Origin of the sequence: Azospirillum sp. B506, assembly GCF_000333595.1 — a bacterium.
Taxonomy (GTDB): Bacteria; Pseudomonadota; Alphaproteobacteria; order Azospirillales; family Azospirillaceae; genus Azospirillum.
In genome coordinates, this window is record NZ_BADK01000443.1 from 1 (window position 1) to 3946 (window position 3946).

A 3946-nucleotide genomic window follows, 5' to 3' on the forward strand; every position below is an offset into this window, starting at 1 on the left:
GCCGGGACACGTTGATGACGTCGTCGACGCGNCCCGTGATCCAGTAATAGCCGTCGGCGTCGCGGCGGCAGCCGTCACCGTGAAAGTACTTGCCCGGAAAGGTCGAGAAGTAGGTCTGGACGAAGCGCTCATGGTCACCATAGACCGTGCGCATCATGCCGGGCCAGGCATCGGCGATGCAGAGGTTGCCCTCGGTCTCGCCCTCCAGGATCTGGCCTTCATTGTCGACGACGACCGGCTGGACACCGAAGAAGGGCTTGGTCGCCGACCCCGGCTTCTGGCCGATGGCGCCGACCAGCGGGGTGATCAGGATGCCGCCGGTCTCGGTCTGCCACCAGGTGTCGACGATCGGGCAGCGGGCGTCGCCGACCACATTGTAGTACCAAAGCCACGCTTCCGGATTGATCGGCTCGCCGACCGACCCGAGCACACGGAGCGAAGCGCGCGAGGTCTTCTTCACCGGCCCCTCGCCTTCGCGCATCAGCGACCGGATGGCAGTCGGCGCGGTGTAGAAGATGTTGACCTTGTGCTTGTCGATCACCTGCCAGAAGCGCGAGACGTCCGGGTAGGTCGGGATGCCTTCGAACATCAGCGTGGTGGCGCCATTGGCGAGCGGGCCATAGACGATGTAGCTGTGGCCGGTGACCCAGCCCACGTCGGCGGTGCACCAGTAAACCTCGCCGTCCTTGTAGTCGAAGACATACTGGTGGGTGATCGACGCATAGACGAGATAGCCGCCGGTGGTGTGCAGCACGCCCTTCGGCTTGCCGGTCGAGCCGGAGGTGTAGAGGATGAACAGCGGATCCTCGGCGCTCATCTCCTCCGGCGGGCAGTCGGCGGAGACGCTCTCCATCTCCTCATGGAACCAGAGGTCGCGGCCTTCGGTCCAGGCGACGTCGCCGCCGGTGTGCTTGACCACCAGCACATGCTTGACCATCGGCGCGCCGGCCACCGCCTTGTCGGCGTTGGCCTTCAGCGGCACCTTGCGGCCGCCGCGCAGGCCCTCGTCGGAGGTGATGACGAAGTGGCTGTCGCAGTCGACGATGCGGTCCTTCAGGCTGTCGGGCGAGAAGCCGCCGAAGACGATGGAGTGGATGGCGCCGATGCGGGTGCAGGCCAGCATCGCATAGGCGGCCTCCGGGATCATCGGCAGGTAGATGGTGACGCGGTCGCCCTTCTTGACGCCGTTCTTCTTCAGCACGTTGGCGAGGCGCGAGACCTTCTCGTGCAGTTCCTTGTAGGTGATGGCCTTGGAAACGCCGGGGTCGTCGCCCTCGAACAGGATCGCGGTCTGGTCGCCGCGGGTCGCCAGATGGCGGTCGATGCAGTTGGCCGACACGTTCAGCGTGCCGTCCTGGAACCAGCGGATGTGGACGTCGTCGTTGAAGTTGACGTCCTTCACCGTGCTGTAGGGCTTGATCCAGTCGAGCCGCTTGCCCTGCTCGCCCCAGAACGCCTCGGGGTCCTTGACCGACTGCTCGTACATGCGGGCGTAGGCTTCCGCATTCACGTGGGCGGTCGCCGCGATCTCGGGCTTCACCGGAAAGAAGCTGTTGTCGGTCATGGATGCGATTCCCCCGTGGTGCTTCCGAATTGGCCGGAAGATGATTGGAGGGCGGCGGGCCGCCGCCCGGAATTGAGCGGCATTATCCACACAAGTTGCGGGACGAACAAGCAAATCGGCCCCGGCTGGCCCCCCGACCAAAGGAGGATTGTGTCGCTGATTTTGCAGCGCGAGACTGTTTCTTCCCCAAGCATACCAACGCATACGAATTGCGCCGCCGGTCAGGCCCGGAGGACGGCGACCGCGTGCCGCGACCATCCGCCGCGACAGTCGATCGTTCCGCCGCGCCGCATGGAGCGATGTCGATCCTGTAACGGACGATCCCCCGCTTAACCCGACCTTAACCGGCCGCCCGCTATAGAGTTGCTGCATCACGGTAACGATCATCGGCGGCAAGGATCGCAATGCCCAGAATCACGAACGCGGACGATCTTCCGGATACCGGCGACCGCAGCGACCGCCTCGCCGGATTGGCCGACCGCACCAGCCTGATGGCCATCGACGCCACGCTGCACCTGCTCGGCAGCCCGGCCGGGTCCACCTCCGCTGCCGGCGTGGCGGACATCGCCCGGCGCATGATGCAGGCGACCGGCGACTTCCGCGCGACGATGCAGGACGCGGCGGAGTAAGCTTTTCGTCGCGTGCGCGGCGATGGGGCAAGGGTCACCTCACCCCACACATCCGTCAGGCCGGCACCGCAACCCCCGCCAGATCGCACACCCGCGCCCATTCCCCGTCGCTGACCGGGCAGACCGACAGGCGGGACTGGCGAACCAGAGCCATCGACTGCAACAGCGGATCGGCCTTGATCTGCTTCAGCGTGACAGGCGTCTTCACCGGCATCACCGGGGCGACGTCGACCATGCCGAAGCGGCCGGACTCGTCGCTCGGGTCCGGGTAATAGGTGCGGACGATCTCGACGATGCCGACGATCTCCAGCCCTTCGTTGGAGTGATAGAAGAAGGCGCGGTCGCCCACCTCCATCGCCTTCAGATTGTTGGACGCCTGGTAATTGCGCACGCCGTCCCAATGGGTCCGGCCGTCGGCGACCATGCGGTCCCAGGAATATTTGAACGGCTCGGATTTCACCAGCCAGTAGGCCATCGCCGACGCTCTCCCGCTCAGGCCTTGGGATAGACGCGGCGCCAGGGCCGGATCGTCACGCTTTCGAACAGGCCGGCCTTGGCATAGGGGTCGCCGGCAGCGAAATCCTGGGCGGCGGCGGCATCGGCGCACTCGACGATCAGCAGGCTGCCGACCATGCCGCCCTGGTCGTCCGTCAGCAGCGGACCGGCGGCGAAGAGGCGGTCGGCGTTGGCCTCCAGATAGGCCAGATGCTCGGCGCGGTTGGCGGTGCGGACATCGGCGGCACCGGCCTTGTCGACGCAATGGAACATGAACAGCATGCGGTTCGCTCCTTCATACGGTGGAGCGGGAGCCTAGATCGGATCGCGAAAAATCGGAATCGATTTGAAGCGTGAAGCCGATCGCAAAAATTTGAACGCAGGGGAAGCCGGCGGGAAAGCGCCGGCTGACGCCACCCCGTCACGCCACCCCATTGTCACGCCCCCCCCCCATTGTCACGCCACAACGCGCGGACGCCGGGGCGGTGCCTTGCCGCCCTTGCAGGGGCTGTAACCGCCCGGAGCGATACGGCCGGGATTGATCCCGGTGCGATGGATCTCGCCGAAGCCGCGCAGCCCCATCTCCTGCGCCGCGGCCAGCGCGATGCGGCCGCAGGCCTCGGCGTCGCTGCCGGCATGGTGATGGTCCAGCGCGATGCCCAGGAAATCGGCCAGGTGGTTCAGTTTGTGCGCGGTCAGCGTCGGCCAGGCCCGGCGCGCCATCACGACGGTGCAGAGATAGTCGCAGGCCGGCCAGTCCAGCCCATAGTCGGTCAGCGTATGGCGCAGAACGCTGATGTCGAAGGCGGCGTTGTGGGCCAGGATCAGCCGGCCCTGCACCCGCTCGCGCAATGCCGCCCACACCTCCGGAAATTTGGGTTGCTCGCCCCCGTCAGTTCTGCGCAGCTTGAAGCCATCAAGGTTCCGGCCAACCTGCGCGACCCGGACGGGGCTTGGTGGGGCCTGTCCAGCCGCGCCCGCGTCATCGTCTATGCCCGTGACCGGGTGAAGCCGGAGCAGCTCAAGGATTATGAGGATCTCGCCGCGCCGGAGTGGAAGCACCGCGTCCTGACCCGCAGCGGCACCCATCCCTACAGCCTGGCCCTGACCGCTTCTATGATTGAAACGCTGGGCGAGGAGAAGACCGAGGAGTGGGTGAAGGGGCTTGTCGCCAACCTCGCCCGTCCGCCGCAGGGCGGTGACACCGACCATATCAAGGCGGTCCCGGTGGGCGAGGGCGACTTGCCATCGCCAACAC

At 66.1% G+C, this 3946-nt stretch carries 6 protein-coding genes; 2 read left to right on the forward strand and 4 right to left on the reverse strand.

Annotated features, from left to right (window positions below; genetic code table 11):
* Positions 1-1564 (reverse strand): acetate--CoA ligase (gene acs / locus I71_RS13510; RefSeq protein ID WP_042695379.1); only part of this gene is annotated, 1564 nt, incomplete at its 3' end.
* A 404-nt stretch (positions 1565-1968) separates the two neighbouring features.
* Here acs and I71_RS13515 point away from each other — a divergent pair.
* Positions 1969-2193: a hypothetical protein gene (locus I71_RS13515; protein WP_042695380.1), complete on the forward strand. Its 225-nt coding sequence runs from the start codon at positions 1969-1971 to the stop codon at positions 2191-2193.
* A 55-nt stretch (positions 2194-2248) separates the two neighbouring features.
* Here I71_RS13515 and I71_RS13520 read toward each other — a convergent pair whose 3' ends face one another.
* From I71_RS13520 to I71_RS13530, 3 genes are all read right to left on the reverse strand, one after another.
* On the reverse strand, positions 2249-2668 hold the full coding sequence (locus I71_RS13520) for an EVE domain-containing protein (protein ID WP_042695381.1): 420 nt from the start codon (positions 2666-2668) through the stop codon (positions 2249-2251).
* 17 nt (positions 2669-2685) lie between these two features.
* The gene (locus I71_RS13525; RefSeq protein WP_042695382.1) at positions 2686-2970 is read right to left on the reverse strand and encodes a YciI family protein; all 285 of its coding nucleotides are present in this window, start codon (positions 2968-2970) and stop codon (positions 2686-2688) included.
* A 174-nt stretch (positions 2971-3144) separates the two neighbouring features.
* Positions 3145-3540 (reverse strand): exonuclease domain-containing protein, encoded by a 396-nt coding sequence (locus I71_RS13530; RefSeq protein ID WP_244433818.1) that lies wholly within the window; start codon positions 3538-3540, stop codon positions 3145-3147.
* 27 nt (positions 3541-3567) lie between these two features.
* Between I71_RS13530 and I71_RS13535 the strand changes: the two genes are divergently transcribed.
* Positions 3568-3946, forward strand: a 379-nt coding sequence (locus tag I71_RS13535) for an ABC transporter substrate-binding protein (RefSeq protein ID WP_244433819.1), incomplete at its 3' end; no start/stop codon positions are given.

Excerpts from the sequence above, each read along its gene's own strand:
- I71_RS13515 (WP_042695380.1), top strand. The coding sequence starts at position 1,969 with ATGCCCAGAATCACGAACGCGGACGATCTTCCGGATACCGGCGACCGC.
- I71_RS13520 (WP_042695381.1), bottom strand. The coding sequence starts at position 2,668 with ATGGCCTACTGGCTGGTGAAATCCGAGCCGTTCAAATATTCCTGGGAC.
- I71_RS13525 (WP_042695382.1), bottom strand. The coding sequence starts at position 2,970 with ATGCTGTTCATGTTCCATTGCGTCGACAAGGCCGGTGCCGCCGATGTC.